Source organism: Sandaracinobacteroides hominis (assembly GCF_016464365.1).
GTDB lineage: Bacteria > Pseudomonadota > Alphaproteobacteria > Sphingomonadales > Sphingomonadaceae > Sandaracinobacteroides > Sandaracinobacteroides hominis.
Map to the genome: position 1 here is coordinate 758,200 of NZ_JADCUC010000001.1, position 18,044 is coordinate 776,243.

18 protein-coding genes are annotated in these 18,044 nt (G+C 65.4%); 9 read left to right on the top strand and 9 right to left on the bottom strand.

Annotated elements, in window-relative coordinates; all coding sequences use genetic code 11:
- Nucleotides 1-7: 7 nt before the first annotated feature.
- The 5 genes from IM784_RS03865 to IM784_RS03885 all read right to left on the bottom strand — a co-directional run bounded on the left by IM784_RS03865 (nucleotide 8) and on the right by IM784_RS03885 (nucleotide 5,304).
- A complete protein-coding gene (locus IM784_RS03865; RefSeq protein ID WP_199553934.1) occupies nucleotides 8-1,456 on the bottom strand; it encodes a mannose-1-phosphate guanylyltransferase/mannose-6-phosphate isomerase in 1,449 nt (482 codons plus the stop codon).
- A 240-nt stretch (nucleotides 1,457-1,696) separates the two neighbouring features.
- Nucleotides 1,697-2,584 (bottom strand): 3-hydroxyisobutyrate dehydrogenase, encoded by an 888-nt coding sequence (gene mmsB / locus IM784_RS03870; RefSeq protein ID WP_199553935.1) that lies wholly within the window; start codon nucleotides 2,582-2,584, stop codon nucleotides 1,697-1,699.
- Entirely contained in the window at nucleotides 2,581-3,354 is a 774-nt protein-coding gene (locus IM784_RS03875) for an enoyl-CoA hydratase (protein ID WP_199553936.1), read from the bottom strand. Before IM784_RS03875 ends, mmsB begins: the two co-directional genes overlap by 4 nt.
- A 2-nt stretch (nucleotides 3,355-3,356) precedes the next feature.
- Nucleotides 3,357-3,800: a DUF7832 domain-containing protein gene (locus tag IM784_RS03880; protein ID WP_199553937.1), complete on the bottom strand. Its 444-nt coding sequence runs from the start codon at nucleotides 3,798-3,800 to the stop codon at nucleotides 3,357-3,359.
- Nucleotides 3,801-3,804: 4 nt separating this feature from the next.
- Nucleotides 3,805-5,304: a CoA-acylating methylmalonate-semialdehyde dehydrogenase gene (locus IM784_RS03885; protein ID WP_199553938.1), complete on the bottom strand. Its 1,500-nt coding sequence runs from the start codon at nucleotides 5,302-5,304 to the stop codon at nucleotides 3,805-3,807.
- 85 nt (nucleotides 5,305-5,389) lie between these two features.
- On the opposite strand from IM784_RS03885, the gene IM784_RS03890 reads away from it, so the two are divergent.
- Nucleotides 5,390-6,301: a LysR family transcriptional regulator gene (locus IM784_RS03890; RefSeq protein WP_199553939.1), complete on the top strand. Its 912-nt coding sequence runs from the start codon at nucleotides 5,390-5,392 to the stop codon at nucleotides 6,299-6,301.
- Here IM784_RS03890 and IM784_RS03895 read toward each other — a convergent pair.
- From IM784_RS03895 to secB, 4 genes are read right to left on the bottom strand one after another with little or no spacing between them, the layout of a single operon-like run.
- Nucleotides 6,255-7,148 carry a P1 family peptidase gene (locus IM784_RS03895; protein WP_199553940.1) on the bottom strand — a complete coding sequence of 298 codons (894 nt, stop codon included), beginning with the start codon at nucleotides 7,146-7,148 and terminating at the stop codon, nucleotides 6,255-6,257. The genes IM784_RS03890 and IM784_RS03895 overlap by 47 nt on opposite strands.
- A gap of 37 nt (nucleotides 7,149-7,185) precedes the next feature.
- Complete coding sequence (trpS, locus tag IM784_RS03900; RefSeq protein ID WP_199553941.1) at nucleotides 7,186-8,187, bottom strand: tryptophan--tRNA ligase; 1,002 nt, start codon at nucleotides 8,185-8,187, stop codon at nucleotides 7,186-7,188.
- Between the two features lie 2 nt (nucleotides 8,188-8,189).
- Nucleotides 8,190-9,755 (bottom strand): murein biosynthesis integral membrane protein MurJ, encoded by a 1,566-nt coding sequence (gene murJ / locus IM784_RS03905; RefSeq protein WP_199553942.1) that lies wholly within the window; start codon nucleotides 9,753-9,755, stop codon nucleotides 8,190-8,192.
- A gap of 25 nt (nucleotides 9,756-9,780) precedes the next feature.
- Complete coding sequence (gene secB / locus IM784_RS03910; RefSeq protein WP_199553943.1) at nucleotides 9,781-10,284, bottom strand: protein-export chaperone SecB; 504 nt, start codon at nucleotides 10,282-10,284, stop codon at nucleotides 9,781-9,783.
- A gap of 364 nt (nucleotides 10,285-10,648) precedes the next feature.
- Here secB and IM784_RS03915 point away from each other — a divergent pair, with 364 nt between their 5' ends.
- The 8 genes from IM784_RS03915 (at nucleotide 10,649) to IM784_RS03950 (ending at nucleotide 18,022) form a co-directional block, all read left to right on the top strand.
- Nucleotides 10,649-11,317 (top strand): Tim44/TimA family putative adaptor protein, encoded by a 669-nt coding sequence (locus tag IM784_RS03915; protein WP_199553944.1) that lies wholly within the window; start codon nucleotides 10,649-10,651, stop codon nucleotides 11,315-11,317.
- A complete protein-coding gene (mltA, locus tag IM784_RS03920) occupies nucleotides 11,314-12,459 on the top strand; it encodes a murein transglycosylase A (protein ID WP_328799435.1) in 1,146 nt (381 codons plus the stop codon). Before IM784_RS03915 ends, mltA begins: the two co-directional genes overlap by 4 nt.
- Nucleotides 12,456-13,022 carry a Smr/MutS family protein gene (locus IM784_RS03925; RefSeq protein ID WP_199553945.1) on the top strand — a complete coding sequence of 189 codons (567 nt, stop codon included), beginning with the start codon at nucleotides 12,456-12,458 and terminating at the stop codon, nucleotides 13,020-13,022. Before mltA ends, IM784_RS03925 begins: the two co-directional genes overlap by 4 nt.
- Nucleotides 13,023-13,311: 289 nt before the next feature.
- The gene (locus tag IM784_RS03930) at nucleotides 13,312-13,863 is read left to right on the top strand and encodes a F0F1 ATP synthase subunit delta (RefSeq protein ID WP_199554151.1); all 552 of its coding nucleotides are present in this window, start codon (nucleotides 13,312-13,314) and stop codon (nucleotides 13,861-13,863) included.
- 2 nt (nucleotides 13,864-13,865) lie between these two features.
- Nucleotides 13,866-15,395, top strand: coding sequence for a F0F1 ATP synthase subunit alpha (atpA, locus tag IM784_RS03935; protein ID WP_199553946.1), 1,530 nt, complete (start codon nucleotides 13,866-13,868; stop codon nucleotides 15,393-15,395).
- Between the two features lie 12 nt (nucleotides 15,396-15,407).
- Nucleotides 15,408-16,280 (top strand): F0F1 ATP synthase subunit gamma, encoded by an 873-nt coding sequence (locus IM784_RS03940; protein ID WP_199553947.1) that lies wholly within the window; start codon nucleotides 15,408-15,410, stop codon nucleotides 16,278-16,280.
- Between the two features lie 21 nt (nucleotides 16,281-16,301).
- On the top strand, nucleotides 16,302-17,747 hold the full coding sequence (atpD, locus tag IM784_RS03945; protein ID WP_199553948.1) for a F0F1 ATP synthase subunit beta: 1,446 nt from the start codon (nucleotides 16,302-16,304) through the stop codon (nucleotides 17,745-17,747).
- Between the two features lie 2 nt (nucleotides 17,748-17,749).
- On the top strand, nucleotides 17,750-18,022 hold the full coding sequence (locus IM784_RS03950) for an ATP synthase F1 subunit epsilon (RefSeq protein ID WP_199553949.1): 273 nt from the start codon (nucleotides 17,750-17,752) through the stop codon (nucleotides 18,020-18,022).
- Nucleotides 18,023-18,044: the final 22 nt, after the last annotated feature.

Consider the following 18,044-nt stretch of genomic DNA (forward strand, 5'->3'; position numbering starts at 1 on the left):
ACGCCCTCTATGTTCGACCATATACGTCGTGCAGCCGCTCGATATCGTCTTCACCCAGATATTCGCCCTGCTGCACTTCGATGAGCTCCAGCGGATCGGGGCCCGGGTTTTCCAGCCTGTGCAGCGCGCCCACGGGGACGAATACACTTTCACCAGGCCCTAGACGGCGGCACTCCTGCCCCACCGTCACGATGGCCGTTCCCGACGCAACCACCCAGGTCTCGGCCCTGAGACCGTGCCGCTGTAGAGATAGTTGCCCGCCCGGCTTCACTGCGATCCGCTTCACCTGCCAGCCTTCGCCCTGCCCCAGGCTTCGAAAACTCCCCCAGGGCCGGCGCACTTCGTGGCTGGACCGTGCGAGCGTCAAACCCTCCGATTCGATCCGGTCCACCACCTGGCGGATTTCCTCCGATCTGTTGCGCGGTGCAATCAACACGGCATCGCCGGTAGATACGACGACCATGCCCTCAAGCCCAAGGCCGGCCACGAACGGCCCGCCATCATTGCGCACCAGGCTGTCGCGGCATCCGATCAGCGCGCCGGCACCGCGCAGCACATTGCCCTCTCCGTCCGGCACCGTCACGCGCCAGAGCGCATCCCATGACCCGACATCCGACCATCCCATTTCCACGGGCATCACGCTGACCGAGTCCGAGCGTTCCATCACCGCATAGTCGATACTGATCGACGGACAGGCTGCGAATCTGTCAGGATCAGGACGAAATGCCAGGCCGTCTGCGACGCCGCCGCCAGCAGCCGCAGCAGCCGCCTCCGCAACATCGGGCGCAAATGCCTGAAGAGCCTTAAGATAGGCAGACGCCTTAAACAGGAAAATGCCCGCATTCCACATCAACCCGTCCGCGACATGGCGCGCGGCAGTCTCGGCGTCGGGCTTCTCGACAAAGCGCCTGACATCGCGAAGTCCGCTGGAATCGTGACGTCCGCTGCTACCGTTCTCGGCCTCGATATAGCCATAGCCCGTAGCCGGTTCGTGCGGGGTTATCCCGAAAGTGACCAAACGGCCGCCAGCTGCCGTCGCGGCGGCCCGCGCAACAGCGATCCGGAATGCCGCCTCGTTGCCGATCAGATGATCGGAGGGCATCACCAACATCAAGGCATCGGCCTGCCCCGCAGCCGCAAGCCAGTGCGCCGCCAGTGCCACTGCAGGCGCAGTGTTGCGGCCCTGCGGTTCCAGCAGCAGCGCGCGCGGGGTCAGGCCGACATCGGAAAGCTGTTCCTCGACCAGAAAGCGATGCGCATCGCCGCACACGACAAGCGGCGCCAGGAATTCCAGCCCGTTGCTGTCGGTTGCTGCCCGCAAGGCTGTTGCCTGCAGCATGGTTTCCTCATGTGCCAGGGCCTGCAGCTGCTTTGGCATGTCTACCCGAGACAGGGGCCAAAGGCGGGTGCCAGAACCGCCGCACAACAAAACTGGCGAAATGGAAATCCCCGACAAAACTCGCGTCTCGCTTCTGTGGCTCGCACCCCGCCCTTAGCATTTTGCGCAGGCACGACAAGCGATAACGGGTTTGGCGCCCCGCCGCGGTGCCTATCATCGCCCGGTTCACATAGAGATCGCCCGTCGTGGCGGTCCTACTTCCCTCACCTGGCAGGCCGGAGCCCGCGCCATCGAAATCTCCCGAGGTAAAACGTCCGTCCAACGCCGAATTCGCCAGCCGGTAAACGGCATCTAAGGTCAGTCGGCCGGCTTGCCCAACCTCCGAATAATCGCCGAGAAATCCAGCCCGCCCTGCCCTGTCGCGGCAAAGCCTTCGTATAGCTCCAGCGCCTTTGCCCCCATCGGCGTCTCTGCGCCCGCCAGCCCGGCCGCCTCAGCCGCCAGCCGCAGATCCTTCAACATCAGCGCCACAGCAAAGCCCCCCTGATATCCCCGGTCCGCAGGGCTTTCCGGACCAACGCCGGGCAGCGGGCAATAGCTGGTCATCGACCAGCACTGGCCCGACGAAACCGACGCGATATCGTAGAAGCGCTGCGGGTCCAGGCCCAGCTTCTGCGCCAGCAGAAACGCTTCCGAAGTCGCCACCATAGAGGCGCCCAGCAGCATGTTGTTGCAGATCTTCGCTGTCTGCCCTGCCCCACTGGCGCCAGCGTGGATAACGGCCTTGCCCATGGCTTCCAGCACCGGTTTCGCGCGCGCAAAACCTTCGTCACTTCCGCCCACCATGAAGGTGAGCGTTCCCGCATTGGCCGCCGCGATACCGCCCGAAACCGGCGCATCTACAGCGACGAGACCCGCAGCATCCGCTTCGGCCCCCAACGTCTTGGCGGTGCCCACGTCGATCGTGGAGCAATCGATCAGCAAAGTGCCCTTGGGCGAAGCGCCGAAGACCGAATCGCGATACACGCCTGCCACATGACTGCCCGCCGGCAGCATCGTGACCACCACTTCGGCGCCCGCAACCGCTTCGCCAGCGCTGCTGCAGGCGGTGCAACCGGCCGCAACCGCCTTCTGCAGTGCCTCGGCCGAAAGATCGAAGGCCCGAACGGCAAACCCCTTGGCGGCCAGGTTGGCGGCCATGCCGCCGCCCATGTTGCCAAGCCCGATGAACGCGACCGTCGTCATTTACCCACCCACTTTCCTGGCCGCTTCTCGATGAAGGCGCTCATGCCTTCCTTCTGATCCTCGGTGCCGAACAGCCCGTGGAACAGCCGCCGTTCAAACAGCACGCCCTGCGCCAGTGTCGTCTCAAAGGCGATGTTCACCTGTTCCTTCACCGCCAGCGCGGCGAGTGGCGGCATGGCGGCGATCGCCTCGGCCATCTTCATCGCCTCAGCCAGCAGTTCCGCCGCCGGCACCACCCGCGCCACCAGCCCGGAGCGCTCCGCTTCGGCGGCGTCCATCATCCGCCCGGTCAGGCACATTTCCATCGTCTTGGCCTTGCCGATGGCGCGCGCCATCCGCTGCGAACCGCCCATCCCCGGCGTCACCCCGAGCTTGATTTCAGGCTGGCCGAACTTCGCATTGTCGCCCGCAATGATCAGGTCGCACATCATCGCCAGCTCGCAGCCGCCGCCCAGCGCATAGCCGGAAACCGCCGCGATCACCGGCTTGCGGGTTCGCGTCAGCAACTCATAGCCAGCGAAATAATTGTCGCCAAACATGTCGCCCACACCCTGCGGCTGCATTTCCTTGATGTCGGCGCCCGCCGCAAAGGCCTTCTCGCTCCCCGTCAGCACCGCGCAATGCTGCGACGGATCGGCGTCAAACGCGGCAAAGGCCTGCAGCAATTCCTGCAACACCTGGTTGTTCAGCGCATTCAGCGCCTGCGGGCGGTTCAGCGTCACCAGCGTGACGGCGCCCCTGGTTTCCACCAGCAATGTTTCGTAAGCCATTCTCAACCCCTGCTCTGTTCCACGCCGCGCCACAGCGCGAAGCGATGCGTCAATATCGGCGCCAGCCTGTCATAGCTGTCCCAATCGTCCGCAACCGAATAGGCGCCATCGGCATCCGGAAAGCGGCCCATATAATCCACCAGATAAGAGGGCTCCCCTTCCTCGATGCGCTCCTCGTCGTGCAGGTAATAGCGCTCGGCGAAGCGATTGCCTTCCTCCGACAAATCGGCGTCCGTCAGCTTCTCGTCGCAGTTCTGCAGAAACCAGACGGCCGGATTCACGGCGCGCCGACGCAATCCCTCCAGGCCGTCGGCATGCAAGGCCGAACCATGTCCGTTCAGCTGCATCCAGACGGCGAACAGCCCGATATGCGTCGCACCCGCTGCCGGCGGCAGATCGGCGGGGAAATCCCCGCCATAATGCCATGCCGCGTCATCATACTTCACAGGCTCAGCCCATTGTCGGGATGACAAACGCGTTTCCACCTTCGGCGGACCCATCCGGCCAACGCTGGGTGATGGTCTTCACCCTGGTCCAGAAACGGACGCCTTCCATGCCGTGCTGGTTGTGATCGCCAAAGGCCGACCGCTTCCAGCCGCCAAAGCTGTGATAGGCAACCGGCACAGGGATCGGTACGTTGATCCCCACCATCCCCACGTTCACCCTTGCAGCAAATTCCCGCGCTGCATGGCCGTTGCGGGTAAACAAGGCGACCCCATTGCCATACTGGTGCTTCGTGGGCAGCTCCAGCGCCTCCTCAAAGCTCTCCGCGCGGACAATCTGCAGCACCGGGCCGAAGATTTCCTCCTTGTAGCTCTGCATCGATGGCTTCACCCGGTCAAACAGGGTCGGGCCGATAAAGAAACCCTTCTCATGCCCCTGCAACGCAAATCCTCGGCCATCCACCACCAGTTCGGCGCCCTCGTCCACACCAGTCTGGATCCAGCCTTCCACGCGCGCCTTGTGCGCAGCATTCACCACCGGCCCATAGTCGGCGTCGGGATCGGTCGAGACACCGATGCGCAGCGCCGCAATCGCCGGGATCAGCTTGTCGCGCAGCGCATTCGCCGTCTTCTCACCCACCGGCACCACCACCGGCAACGCCATGCAGCGCTCGCCGGCGCTGCCGAATGCCGCACCCGCCAGCTCCTTCACCACCTGGTCCAGATCGGCATCGGGCATCACCACGCCATGGTTCTTGGCCCCGCCCATCGCCTGCACCCGCTTTCCGGCGGCAACCCCGCGGGAATAGACATAGTGGGCGATGTCCGACGATCCGACGAAGCTGACGGCGCCGATCTCCGGATGATCCAGAATGGCGTCCACCATTTCCTTGTCGCCGTGCACCACCTGCAGAATGCCTTCGGGCGCACCCGCCTCCAGCATCAGTTCCGCCAGCCGCACCGGCACCGAGGGATCCCGCTCGGAAGGCTTCAGAATGAAGGCGTTGCCGCAGGCGATCGCCACCCCGAACATCCACATCGGGATCATCGCCGGGAAATTGAACGGGGTGATGCCGGCGCCGATGCCCAGCGGCACCCGCATCGAATAGACGTCGATTCCCGGCCCGGCCCCCTGGGTATATTCGCCCTTCAGCAGGTGCGGCACGCCACAGGCAAACTCGATCACCTCCAGCCCCCGCTGGATATCGCCCTTGGCGTCGGCGATCACCTTGCCATGCTCGGACGACAGCATATGCGCCAGCTGGTCCATATTCTTCTCGACCAGCGCCTTGAACGCGAACATCACCCGCGCGCGCCGCTGCGGGTTGGTGGCCGCCCAGGCTGGTTGCGCCGCCCGGGCCGCTGCAACGGCTGCCTCCAGCGCGGCCGCATCTCCCAGCGCCACGCGCGCCTGCACAACGCCGGCATTGGGATCGAACACGTCGCCGAATCGTTGCGCGGCGGCAGGCGCGGCGCTGCCCGCAATCAGATGGCCGATAGTCTTCACTGCAATCTCCCTATGCTCCGGGCGCTCCCATGCGGCATGACAATCTCGCAGGCAAACGGTGAATATGCATGTATAGGCTGCGATCATGCAGGATGATTGGCACGACTATCAGGTTTTCCTCTCTGTGGCGCGCTCTGGCAAGCTGGCGCTTGCGGCCCGCACGCTGGGCGTAGACGCCACCACCGTCGGTCGCCGCCTGAAACGCCTCGAAACCCGGCTTGATGCCACGCTGTTCGAACAGACCCGCGAAGGTCAGGTGCTGACCGAAGCCGGCGAACAGCTTCTCACCAGCGTAGAGGCGATGGCGCGCGCTGCAGACGCGATTTCCGAAACCGGCCGCACGGCAAAGGGGCTCTCGGGCGCCATCCGCATCAGTGTTTCGGAAGGCTTCGGCAGCTGGTTTCTCGCCCGCCACCTGAAAGAATTCGCCGCGCAGCATCCGCATCTGGTGATCGATCTGGTGGCCAGCTCGGGTTTCCTCAGCCCCTCCAAGCGCGAGGCGGATATCGCCGTCGTGCTGTCGCGGCCAAAGGCCGGCCCGCTGATCTTCCGCAAACTGTCCGATTATGCGCTCCGGCTCTATGCCCATCCGGACTATCTCGCCCGCCACGGCACCCCGCAAACCCCGCGGCATCTGGCCCACGGACACCAGCTCGTCGGCTATGTGCCGGACCTCCTCTATGCGCCCGAACTCCGATATCTGAACGAGATCTGCCCCGATCCGGAGCTGCATCCCCAGCTGCGCTCCTCCAGCATCAACGCGCAGCATGCGCTGATCGCTTCAGGCGCGGGCATAGGTGTGCTGCCCTGCTTCATCGGCGATGCCGACGCCGCGCTGGTGCCGGTCTTCCCCGACCGCTTCATCATCCGCAACTTCTGGCTGGTGATGCACAAGGATACCTATTCGCTGGCCCGAATCGAAGCCTGCAAGGACTGGCTGATCGCCAGCGTCACCCGGCATCACGATGTGCTGATACCGCCCGCCGCACGGCAATAGCCATGCAATCGGCTGCCCGCGTTCCCAGCTCTGCCAGAAGCAGCGGATCGACTCGTGCCGGCGAGTCATCGGAAAGGCTCATCGCAAACAGTGCGTCGCCGTCAAATGGCGTGTGGATCGGCCGGATTGCCCGGGCCAGGCCATCATGCGCCATCATCGCCAGCCTTTTTGCTGCCGGGCGCGTGAGCGGCACGTCGGTCACCACCGCGCCGATGCACGTGCTGCCTTCACCATAGACGCTCGACCCGCGCAGCTTGGGCATCGGTACAGGCCCGGAAACAGGCGGTTCGCCCATTTGCACTTCGCCAAAGCAATTGACTGCGATCAGCGCCGCGACCGTCCCGCCGCCGTCCAGCTGCGCACGGGCCATCCCGATGCCCCCTGCCCTGCTGCCCGCCCGCGCACCGAATGCTGCGCCCACCAGCCCCTCGGCAGGCTTTGCCGTCACCGCAGCATAAGCCTCCCGCGCCAGCCGGGGATAAGGCGACACCGCCCCTCCAGCCTGCGCAAAGCTCTTGTCGCCGCCATTGGCGAGATCGAACAGGATGGCAGACGGCAACACCGGCACAAAGACCTCGTCGGTCACCGGCAATCCGATCCCGTCCCGCGCCAGCAGCAGCGCCGTTTCGGATGCCGCCTCCAGTCCGAATACGCTGCCCCCCGCAAGCACCAGACCGTGGACGCGCTCGACCAGCGTCGAGGGCTCCAGCGCATCCGTCTCCCGTGTGCCCGGCCCGCCGCCGCGCACATCGCAGCCCATCACCACCGGCCGATCCGGCAACAGCAGCGTCACCCCCGTCCGTGCAACAGGGCAATGGGCATGCCCGACCTTAAGGTCGGGAAGCATCAGGCGGCTATTGTCCGACCGCGAATTCCACGCGCGGTCACAGGAACCCAACCGCGTCGCGAACTTCGCGCATCGTCTCACGCGCAACGGAACGCGCCGCCTCAGCACCCTCCGCCAAAGCAGCATCGATCGCCGCCGGATTCGCCAGCAGCTCGCGATAGCGATCGTTCATCGGCGCCAGCTTCTCCACCAGCAAATCGCCAAGTGCCGGCTTGAAGGCGCCAAAGCCCTGCCCGCCGAACTCGCCCAGCACCTCGCCGATCGAGCGCCCCGACAGCGTTGCATAGATCTCGACCAGATTGCGCGCCTCCAGCCGCCCTTCCAGCCCCTTCTCGTCCGCCGGCAGTGGCTCCGGATCGGTCTTGGCGCGCTTCACCTTGTTGCGGATATCCTCGGCGCTATCGATCAGGTTGATGCGGCTCTGGTCGGAAGGGTCGGACTTCGACATCTTCGCCGTGCCGTCGCGCAGCGACTTCACCCTGAGCGCCTGCGGCGGCATGATCGGCTCGGGCAGCGGAAACAGCTCGCGCTCGAAATCATTGTTGAACTTGGTCGCGGTATCGCGCGCCAGCTCCAGATGCTGCTTCTGGTCCTCGCCCACCGGCACATGCGTCGCCTTATAGAGCAGCACATCGGCCGCCTGCAGCACCGGATAGGTATAGAGCCCCACGGAGGCGCCTTCCCGGTCCTTGCCCGACTTTTCCTTGAACTGCGTCATCCGGTTCAGCCAGCCGATACGCGCCGTGCAGCCCAGCACCCAGGCCAGCTCCGCATGCTCCATCACCTGCGACTGGTTGAACAGCACCGATTTCGCCGGATCGATCCCGGCAGCCATCAACGCCGCCGCGATCTCCCGCGTGGAACGCCTCAGGTTCGCCGGATCCTGCTTCATCGTGATCGCGTGCATGTCGGCAATGAAGAAGAAGGCGCGGCTCCCGGCCTCCAGCGCGTCCTGCATCAGCACCCAGTTGCGGATCGCCCCCAGATAATTGCCCAGATGCAGGTTACCCGTCGGCTGGATGCCGGAAACGATCAGCATGTCTATCCTCTGCGAAATGAATCGATAAGCTGCCGGGGGCTCCACGCGCCCAGCAGATAGCCCGAACCGGCATAGACCAGCCCGCCGCTGCCGACCAGCAGCACCATGCCGACGGCCCGGTTCACCAGCGACCCTTCCGCCATCGGCAGCACGAACGGGTTCAACAGCACCAGCACAACTGCCATCAGCAGTGCCGCCAGCAGCATGCGCGGCACCGTTTTCCACAAGCCGCTGTCCGGATGCCAATTGCCGCGCCGGATCAGCACCCAAGCCAGGATCGCCACATTCAGCCAGGCCGAGATCGAGGTCGCCACCGCGATCCCCACATGGTCGAGCATCCGGGAAAGCAGCACGTTGCCGATCAGGTTCGCGCCAATCGCCACCAGCGCAATCATCATCGGCGATTTGGTATCGCCACGCGCATGGAAGCCCGGCGTCAGCACCTTCACCAGCATATAGGCGACGAGCCCCGTGGAAAACGCCCGCAGCGCCGCCGCACAGGCAATCCGATCTGCCTGCGAAAACTCGCCATGCTGGAACAACGCGGCCACGATCGCATCGGCCGACGCAATCAGCGCCACCGAAGCCGGCAGCCCGAACAGCAGCACGAACTCGATGCCGCGGTTCTGCTGGTGAATGGCAGCCTCGCTGTTGCCTGCACCGATCAGCCGCCCCATCGTCGGCAGCAGGGCGATGCCCATGCCCACGCCGATCATCCCCAGCGCCAGCTGGTTCAGCCGGTCCGCATAATAGAGATAGGAAACCGACCCCTGTGGCAGGTTGCGGGCAGCGATCATCGTGGAAACCAGCAGGTTGATCTGCGTGGCGCCTGCGCCAATCGCCGCCGGCCCGATCCGCCGCAGCAGCGTGCGAACTTCCGGCGTCAAGTGCGGCATCGTCAGGCGCGGCAACACGCCCACGCGCCAGCAATCCCAGCACAGCCACAGGAACTGGGCAATGCCGGCAATCGCAATCGCCACCGCCTGCGTCGTCGCCGTTGCAACCGGGTCCTCACCGCGGAAAAAGACAAAGCCGATGATGAAAGTAAGGTTCAGCAGCACCGGCGCCGCCGCATACACCCAGAAGCGCCCCAAAGCGTTCAGCAGCCCGCCCAGCAGCGACGCCAGAGAAATCAGCATCAGATAGGGAAAGGCCAGCCGTGTCAGCTGGACCGTGAGTTCCAGCTTCTCCACCGAACGGTCCTCAAACCCCCCGGTCATCGCCCACACGATAGGCGTCGCTGCCACCAGGATGACGATTGTGAACACCAGCAACACCGGAAACAGCACCGCCAGCGCCTGCTCCGTCAGCCGAACGGCGCGCACCACGCCTTCCCGCTCATTCTCCTTGCCCAGCTGCTGCGAAACCAACGGCACGAAGGCCGCGGAAAACGCCCCCTCGGCGAAGAGCGAGCGGAACAGGTTGGGCAGGCGAAACGCCACCAGGAAGGCATCGGCGGCGAATCCCGCGCCCAGATAGCGGGCCATCAGGATTTCGCGAACCATGCCGACCATGCGCGAAAGCAGGGTCATCGCCCCGACCGTGGTGGCAGACCGAATCAACGACACGGGGCGGTGCTTTCAGCGGATGCTGTCAGGCGTTCCCAAGCGTCTCGGAGCCCAGCGCGCCGCGCTGCTCCAGCTGCTGCAGGTACAGGCTGCCGAAATCGATCGGCTCCAGCATCAGCGGCGGGAAGCCGCCGTCGCGCACGGTGTCGGCGATGACACGGCGGGCGAACGGGAACAGGATGCGCGGCGCTTCCACGATCAGGAACGGCTCGATGGCCTCCTGCGGGGCGCCCGTCAGGCGGAAAAGGCCGGCGTAGAGAAGCTCCACCTGGAAGGCGAGCGTGCCTTCGGGCGTGCGGGCGTTGGCGTCGATCTTCAGCTCGACCTCAAACATGTCCTGCCCGCCGGAACGCGCGTTCACGTTCACATTGATCTCGATCTTCGGCTGCCCCTGCATCTGCAGCGAGGCCGGCGCATTGGGGTTCTCGAAGGAGAGATCCTTGACATACTGCGCAAGGATACCGGCCTGCGGAGCAAGATCTGCACCATTTGCAAGGGCTTCGGCGGCTTCCGGGGTAAGTTCGGTCATTTTCAGGCTCTCGCTGCTGGCCCGCTCGATCTGGCGGGCTCCAGGTTTTCGCGAGCGCGGCGCTAGCAGTGCCAGCGGCCCGCCGCAAGCAGCGCTCCGCGACAAGCTTCCAATGGCGCTCCGCGACAAGCTTCCAATGGCGCTCCGCGACAGCCGGCCCCATCGCAGCGCCGGGTCAGAGGTCTAAACTCCCGATCGGAGATGGACTTGCGGCGCAAACAAGCGCACCTATTTCACATTGTATAGTTGCATCTTGCCCCCATGCGACCGTAAACCACTATCGGGGGCATGGGTTGCAGGGTTGTATTGGGTCTGGATTTTCCGCCCTTCCGGCGCCGATGAAGCAGGTGATAAGGCAGTAGTGATGCAAAGCGGTTGGATCGAGATCCTTTTTCTGGCGATGCTGGCAGGCTTCATCGGCCTGCGGCTCTACCATGTTCTCGGTCGCCGTACCGGTCATGAAAAGCCGGTAGCCGATCCCTTCCGTCCGGCGGGTGCCGATCAGGTGCGCCCCGCAGGCCGGATCCGGTCCGAGCCCGAGACGCCGATTGCCATCGATCTCCCGGCAGACGTAGCCGCCGACGTGCGCCCGGGCCTCGAACAGCTCAGCCGCGTAGACCGCAGCTTTTCGCCGGAACGCTTCCTCGCAGGCGCCCAGGGTGCCTATGCCATGGTGCTCGAACATTTCTGGAAGGGCGACGCCGACGGTCTGAACGACCTCGTCTCCGACGAAATGCAGGATAATTTCAAGGCTGCCATCGATGCCCGCAAGGCGGCAGGGGAGCGCGTCGAGAACCGCCTTCTGCAGGTGGATCGCGCGCAGATCGTCGGCGCCCACATGACTGGCACCATGGCCGAGATCACCGTCCGTTTCGACGCGGAAATCGTCAGCGTCACCCGCGATGCCGAAGGCCGCGTCATTGCCGGCGATCCAAGCCAGTCGGTCGAAACGCACGATATCTGGACCTTCAGCCGGCACACTGCCTCCAGCGATCCGGCCTGGCTGCTCGTCGCCACCGACGAAGAGGCGTGATCGCGAAACCGGTGCGGTTGGCGGCATTCGCTGCCGCCGCGGCGCTTGCCGCCTGCGCCGCGCCCCAGCTTCCGGCCCCTGCCCCGACAACGCCACCGCCTGCAGTTGCACCTGCAACGCCAGCCCCGATTGTCGCCAGGGTCGCGCCTGCCATTCCGGCATTTGTTGCCACTGCCGAAGCACGCGAAGCCTTCCGCCGCGCCTGCCCCCGGCTGCTGAAGCGGGCGGACGCCTCCGGCCTGACCCGCGCCGAAGACTGGCAAGCCGCCTGCGCAGACGCCGACAGCAACCCCGCCACCTTCTTCGCCCGCCACTTCACTCCGGTTCGCCTAGGCGACGGCAAGGGCCTCGCAACCGGCTATTTCGAGCCCGAGATCAAGGCCTATCCAACGGCCATGCCAGGCGCCGCACCAATCCTCGCCCGCCCGCCGGAACTGGTGGACCTGAACCTGAAGGACTGGGGCATCGAAGGCGGCACCATCCGCGGCCTCGCCGGCAAAGGCCGGGTCACCCGCGCACCCGACCGCGCCGCAATCGAAAACGGCTTCTTCGCCAATCGCGGCCTCGAACTCGCCTGGGCGGCAGATCCGGTCGACCTCTTCTTCCTGCACATCCAGGGCTCCGGCCGCCTTGCCATGCCAGACGGCAGCAGCTTCCGCGTCGGCTATGACGGCCAGAACGGCCACAGCTATGTCGCCATCGGCAAGCTGCTCCGGGATCGCGGCATCCTGCAAAAGGCCGGCATGGCCGAGATAAAGGCCTGGCTGCGAGCCAATCCGGCCGAGGGTGTCGCGCTGATGCGGGAAAACCCCAGCTACATCTTCCTGCGCAAGCTGCCGGCCGACATCGATGGCCCGATTGGCGCCCTGGGCGTGCCGCTGCTGACAGAAGCGAACGCCGCGGCAGACGCCTCTGTCTTGCCGCTGGGCACCCCCGTATGGCTGGAAACGACGCTGGAGGGCCAGCCCTACAGCCGCCTCGTCGTCGCCTCCGACACCGGCGGCGCGATCAAGGGCGCCAACCGCTTCGATATCTTCTTCGGCGCTGGCGAAGCAGCCGGGCGCAAGGCAGGCGGCCTCGCCTCCCCGCTCAACGCCACCCTCCTCCTCCCCAACGCAGCGGCGCAGCGCCTGCCGCAATGACCCGCCGTCTCGACGCCGACGAGCAGGCGCTCTGGAACCGGGTCATCGCCACCGTCACCCCGCTCGAGCCGCAGAAGGCCGCGGCAGAGGTCGAACCCACGCCCCTGCCGGCAACCCGGCCGCCCCTGCGCAAGGAAGCAGGGCCTCGCCGGCTGAAACCGCAGGCAGTGCCGCCAAAGCCCGCACCGACAACGCCCACCGAATCCCTGGACGCCAGCTGGGATCGCCGCCTCGCCTCCGGCCGCCTCGAACCGGAAATGACCATAGATCTCCACGGCCTCAGCCGCGACATGGCCCGCCACCTCCTCTATCGCCGCGTGCACGACGCAGAAGCGCGCGGGATTCGCACGATTCTGGTGATAACCGGCAAGGGCCACATGCCCGGCCCCTCGCCGGCGGATCTGATGGAGGGGCGCCCCGCGCGCGGCGCCATCCGTGCCGATTTCCCCCGCTGGCTGGGCGAAGACGCGCTCTCTGGCCGCATCGCAGCCGTCCGCCGCGCGCACCCCAAACACGGCGGCGCGGGCGCCGCCTATCTTATCCTCAAAAGGAAGCGCGGCTAAGCCGCACAGGGCGGCGCCGGCGCTGCATACCTCATCCTCAAAAGGCGCAGGGGCTAAGCTCCGCCACCCGCTTGGCAAGCCGGAAACCCCATGCTAGGGCGCCCACCCAATAGGAATTTAGTGGGCGGCGGGGCAGCATCAGCATCCCGGCCCGCTTCCTGTTTCCGGCATCACGCCCTGCCCTCAGGTGCGGCACCGATGCTCTGGGGTGCAATCCCGCCTGCAACGGCTCCTTAAGCCCTGCTCCGGCGGACAAAAGACAAGGACGCCGTTGGTGGATTCGACGAACATGCGCGTGTCAGTTGCAGCAGCCGGGCTTCCGGGCCGCTATGCGGCTGCCCTGTTCGATCTCGCAGAATCCTCCAAGGCGCTGGATGCAACCGCCAGGGATCTCGCCGCGCTGAAGAAGGCGCTGGACGAATCAGCCGATCTCCAGGCCCTCACCACCGCGCAGCAGGTCGGTCGCGACACCACCGGCCGGGCAGTTGCCGCCCTCGCCGGCGCCATGGGCCTTTCCGAGCTCACCACCAAATTCCTCGGCGTCCTCGCGCAGAACGGCCGCCTCTCGGCGCTGTCCGCGATCATCCGCCAGTACGACGCGATGCTGAACGCCCACAAGGGCACGGCAACCGCAGAAGTCACCAGCGCGCACAAGCTTACCGCCGCCCAGAAAAAGGCGCTGGAAGCCAAGCTGAAGGCCCGTACCGGCCGCGCCATGGCCGTCGATGTCACCGTTGATCCCTCCATTCTCGGCGGGCTCATCGTGCGCATCGGTTCCGAACAGATCGACACCAGCATCAAGACCCGCCTTGAACGGCTGGGTCAGCACATGAAAGGTTGAACATGGACATCCGCGCCGCGGAAATCTCCCGCGTCATTCGCGACCAGATTGCCGGCTTCGGCACCGAGGCGGAAGTCTCGGAAGTCGGCCAGGTTCTGTCGGTTGGCGACGGCATCGCCCGCGTCCACGGCCTCGACAAGGTGCAGGCCGGTGAAATGGTCGAGTTCCCCGGCGGCCTGAAGGGTATGGCCCTCAACCTCGAAGCCGACAATGTCGGCGTCGTGATCTTCGGCGCCGATACCGGCGTGAAGGAAGGCGACACCGTCAAGCGCACCGGCACCATCGTCGACGTTCCCGTCGGCAAGGGCCTGCTCGGCCGCGTCGTCGACGCCCTCGGCAACCCGATCGACGGCAAGGGCCCGATCGAATTCACCGAGCGCCGCCGCGTCGAAGTGAAGGCGCCCGGCATCATCCCGCGCCAGTCGGTGCACGAGCCCGTGCAGACCGGCCTGAAGGCGCTCGACGCCCTCGTTCCCGTCGGCCGCGGCCAGCGCGAACTGATCATCGGCGACCGCCAGACCGGCAAGACCGCCGTCGCGCTCGACACCTTCATCAACCAGAAGGGCGCCAACGCCGGCGACGATGAGTCGAAGAAGCTCTACTGCATCTACGTTGCCGTCGGTCAAAAGCGTTCGACCGTTGCCCAGATCGTCCGCGCGCTCGAAGAAAACGGCGCCATGGAATATTCGATCGTGGTCGCCGCCACCGCTTCCGAGCCTGCCCCGCTGCAGTATCTCGCGCCCTACGCCGGCGTGACGATGGGTGAATTCTTCCGCGACAACGGCATGCACGCCGTCATCGTGTACGACGATCTTTCCAAGCAGGCCGTTGCCTATCGCCAGATGTCGCTGCTGCTGCGCCGCCCGCCGGGCCGCGAAGCCTATCCCGGCGACGTGTTCTATCTCCACAGCCGCCTTCTGGAGCGCGCCGCGAAGATGAACGCCGACAACGGCTCCGGCTCGCTCACCGCGCTGCCGATCATCGAGACCCAGGGCGGCGACGTGTCGGCCTATATCCCGACCAACGTGATCTCGATCACCGACGGCCAGATCTTCCTGGAAAGCGCTCTCTTCTATCAGGGCATCCGTCCGGCCATCAACGTCGGCCTCTCGGTCAGCCGCGTCGGCTCCGCCGCGCAGACCAAGGCGATGAAGAAGGTCGCCGGCTCGATCAAGCTCGAGCTTGCCCAGTATCGCGAAATGGCCGCCTTCGCCCAGTTCGGCTCGGACCTCGATGCCTCGACGCAGAAGCTGCTCAACCGCGGCGCCCGCCTCACCGAGCTGCTGAAGCAGCCGCAGTATCAGCCGCTGCCCTTCGAAGAGCAGGTGGTTTCGATCTTCGCCGGCGTGAACGGCTATCTCGATGGCATCCCGGTGAACGCCGTGGGCCGCTTCGAAGCAGGCCTGCTGTCCGACCTGAAGGCGAACCACAACGGCATCCTGTCCGACATCCGCGCCACGAAGGATCTGACGGACACGACGCGCAACGCGCTCAAGGACGCCATCGCCGCCTTCGCCAAGACCTTCGCGTAAGGTTCCCCCGCAATGGCCTCCTTGAAGGACCTGAAGCTCCGCATCGCCTCGGTGAAATCCACCCAGAAGATCACCAAGGCGAAGCAGATGGTGGCAGCCGCCAAGCTGCGGAAGGCGCAAGCCGCCGCCGAAGCCGCGCGCCCCTATCAGGAGCGTCTCGGCAACGTCGTCGGCTCGCTGGCGGCCAAGGTTGTCGTCACCCCGAACACGCCGAAGCTGCTGACGGGCACCGGCAAGGATCAGGTTCATCTGCTCCTCGTCGCCAACTCGGATCGCGGTCTCGCCGGCGCCTTCAACTCCAACATCGTGAAGGCCGCGCGCCTCAAGGCGGAAGAGCTCCAGGCCCAGGGCAAGACGGTGAAGTTCTTCCTGGTGGGCCGCAAGGGCCGCCCGGTGATCAACCGCCTGTTCCCCGGCCAGATTGTCGCCCAGTTCGATACCATGGGCTTCAAGCAGCTCGGCTTTACCGAGGCGCAGGCTATCGCCGCCCAACTTCTGGACCTGTTCCAGAAGGGCGAGTTCGACGTCGCGCACCTGTTCTACTCGCAGTTCCGCTCGGCGATCGCCCAGATCCCGACCGAAGTTCAGCTGATCCCGGCAATCGCCGCGCCGGCCGAACTCTCGAACGGCGCCGTGGTCGAATATGAGCCCGACGAGGAAGGCATCCTTGCCGACCTGCTGCCGCGCAATATCTCGGTGCAGGTCTACAAGGCCCTGCTGGAAAACGCCGCATCGGAACAGGGCGCCTCGATGACCGCCATGGACAATGCAACGCGCAACGCGGGTGAACTGATCGGCAAGCTGACGATCGAGTATAACCGCTCGCGTCAGGCGGCGATCACCAAGGAACTCATCGAAATCATCTCGGGCGCCGAAGCGCTCTAAACGGACAAGAGGCGTAAGATTATGGCCAAGACCAGCAACAATGTCGGGCGCATCACCCAGGTGATCGGCGCCGTCGTGGACGTAGCTTTCGACGACAACCTGCCGGAGATCCTGACGGCGCTCGAAACCAAGGTCGAAGGCCGCCGCCTCGTCCTAGAAGTCGCCCAGCACCTCGGCGAATCGACCGTGCGCACCATCGCGATGGACTCGACCGACGGCTGCGTCCGCGGACAGGAAGTGGTGGACACCGGCTCGCAGATCCGCGTCCCCGTCGGTCCGGCCACACTCGGCCGCATCCTGAACGTCATCGGCGAGCCGATCGACGAGCGTGGGCCGGTTGATGCAACGCAGACCGCGCCGATTCACGCCGCTGCCCCGGAATTCGTCGACCAGTCGACCGAAGCCTCGATCCTCGTCACCGGCATCAAGGTCGTCGACCTGATCGCGCCCTATGCAAAGGGCGGCAAGATCGGCCTGTTCGGCGGCGCCGGCGTCGGCAAGACCGTGCTCATCCAGGAACTCATCAACAACATCGCCAAGGGTCACGGCGGCTACTCGGTGTTCGCCGGCGTCGGCGAGCGGACCCGTGAGGGCAACGACCTCTATCACGAGTTCCTCGAAGCCGGCGTCATCGCCAAGGACGCCGACGGCAACGCCGTTTCCGAAGGCTCGAAGGTCGCCCTCGTGTTCGGCCAGATGAACGAGCCGCCGGGAGCCCGCGCCCGCGTCGCCCTCTCCGGCCTCACCATCGCCGAGTATTTCCGCGACGTCGAAGGCCAGGATGTGCTGTTCTTCGTGGACAACATCTTCCGCTTCACCCAGGCCGGCTCGGAAGTGTCGGCTCTGCTCGGCCGCATCCCGTCGGCGGTGGGCTATCAGCCCACCCTCTCCACCGACATGGGCGCCCTGCAAGAGCGCATCACCTCCACCAACAAGGGTTCGATCACCTCGGTGCAGGCCATCTACGTGCCCGCCGATGACTTGACCGACCCGGCGCCGGCCACGTCGTTCGCCCACCTCGATGCGACGACCACGCTCAGCCGCCAGATCGCCGAACTGGGCATCTATCCGGCCGTGGACCCGCTGGATTCCACCAGCCGCGTCCTCGAGCCGCGCATCGTCGGCCAGGAGCATTACGACACGGCTCGCCAGGTCCAGCAGGTGCTGCAGAAGTACAAGTCGCTGCAGGACATCATCGCCATCCTCGGCATGGACGAACTGTCTGAAGAGGATAAGCTCGTCGTCAGCCGCGCCCGGAAGATCCAGCGCTTCCTGAGCCAACCGTTCCACGTCGCCGAAATCTTCACCGGCACGCCGGGCGTGTTCGTGCAGCTCGAAGACACGATCAAGGGCTTCAAGGCGATCGTCGCCGGCGACTATGACCACCTCCCCGAAGCCGCCTTCTATATGGTCGGCACCATCGAGGAAGCGGTTGCCAAGGCGCAGAAGCTGGCGGAAGCGGCCTGATCATGGCCGGCCTTCACCTCGAACTGGTCTCTCCCGAGCGGCTCGTCCGCTCGGCTGAGGTCCATATGGTCGTCGTGCCCGGCACCGAAGGCGACTTCGGTGTGCTGGCAGGCCATGCCCCGCTGATGAGCAGCATCCGCCCCGGCGAAATCGCGATCTACGCGACGGCAGGCGCCCAGCCCGAACTCATCCGCATCGAAGGCGGCTTTGCCGAAGTCTCGGCAAAGGGCCTCACTATCCTCGCCGAAAAGCTGGAGCCGGTGACGGTCCAGTAAAGCTGCCATCGACAGACGCCAT